Source organism: Segeticoccus rhizosphaerae, assembly GCF_009192725.1.
GTDB lineage: Bacteria > Actinomycetota > Actinomycetes > Actinomycetales > Dermatophilaceae > Segeticoccus > Segeticoccus rhizosphaerae.
Genome location: NZ_VOHR01000577.1, coordinates 1 through 1,240 on the forward strand (window position 1 = coordinate 1; position 1,240 = coordinate 1,240).

The 1,240-nt window shown below is 74.3% G+C and carries 2 protein-coding genes; both read right to left on the bottom strand.

The window, feature by feature from the left end; genetic code table 11:
- Positions 1-691 (bottom strand): bifunctional heptose 7-phosphate kinase/heptose 1-phosphate adenyltransferase (locus FRW57_RS21790; protein ID WP_238999539.1); only part of this gene is annotated, 691 nt, incomplete at its 3' end.
- Positions 688-1,240, bottom strand: a 553-nt coding sequence (locus tag FRW57_RS21795) for a D-sedoheptulose-7-phosphate isomerase (protein WP_152187059.1), incomplete at its 5' end; no start/stop codon positions are given. The genes FRW57_RS21795 and FRW57_RS21790, both read right to left, overlap by 4 nt.

Sequence of the window (1,240 nt, forward strand, 5' to 3'; positions counted from 1 at the left end):
CCGTGACGCACACCGCCGAGCCGCCCCACGTCCGGCGCAGAGTCATCGCGAGGTCAGCCGGGTGGCCCTCGCGCCCAGCGGCGGCACGCGCCTCAGCGAGGTTGGGGGTGAGTACCGTGCACCCCCTCACGGGCGAGGCGCCGCGGGGATGGGGGTCCCAGATCGTGGTCGTCTGCCGACCGTGCAGCTGCCCGGCGCCGGTCCGGCCCGCCAGCAGCTCGCGGATCACCGGGAAGTCGGTCGTGCCGGCACCGTAGTCCGATACGACTACGACGTCGGCCTCGGTGATGGCCTCGGCGACAGCTGGCGGCACCGTGCCTGTCGGAGTCCCGGGTCCGCCCTCATCGATCCTGACCAGTGAGCTCGCTCCGGACCGGATGCGGGTCTTGGTGCGCGTCGGGCCCTGGTGCCCTAGCCCGAGCAGCGTGACCTGCGCAGCCTCGAGCGCGCGCCGCAGCTGCTCCCCGGCAGCGTCGTCGGCGACAGGCGCCACGAGGGTCACCGCTGCGCCGGACCGCCGGCAGAGCAACGCCGCCAGGCCCGCTCCGCCAGGGCCCGAGCAGGTGTCGGAGACATCGAGGACCGGTGCCGGCGCGTCCGGGCACAGCCGCTCGCAACTGCCGGTGACGTCCCGGTCGAGGAGCAGGTCACCCACCACCACGATCCGGCGCTGGGCGGGGCGGGAGCTCACGCCGAGACCTCGAGTCGTGCAGGGGCACTGCCGGCCGCGTCTCGCTCCAGCGCGGCATCCAGAGCCGCGCACAGGCCGTGGACGGCAGCGAGCTGCACCTCCTGCACCGCTGCCGTCGACCGGGCCGGGATGACCAGCACCTCGGAGGCGAGCGATGCCAACGGGTTGGGAGCGCCACCCGTCATCGCCCACACCTGCAATCCCGCGCTCCGGCCCCTGCGGGCGGCCTCCAGGATGTTGGGGCTGCGGCCGCTGGTCGACAAGAGCATCAGCACGTCGCCGGGCCGTCCGTGCGCCTCCACCTGCCGCGCGAACACCTCGTCGGCGCCGTAGTCGTTGAGGATCGCGGTCAGCGAGGACGTGTCGGAGCACAGGCACACCGCGGACAGTGGCCGACGCTCGTCCAGGAAGCGGCCCACCAGCTCGCCCGTGAGGTGCTGCGCCTCCGCGGCGCTGCCGCCGTTGCCCGCCGCGAGCAGCCGTCCGCCGTCGGCGAGGATGTCGGCCAGCCGGGCTCCCCAGGACTCCAGCAGGTCTGCCTGGCCCTCG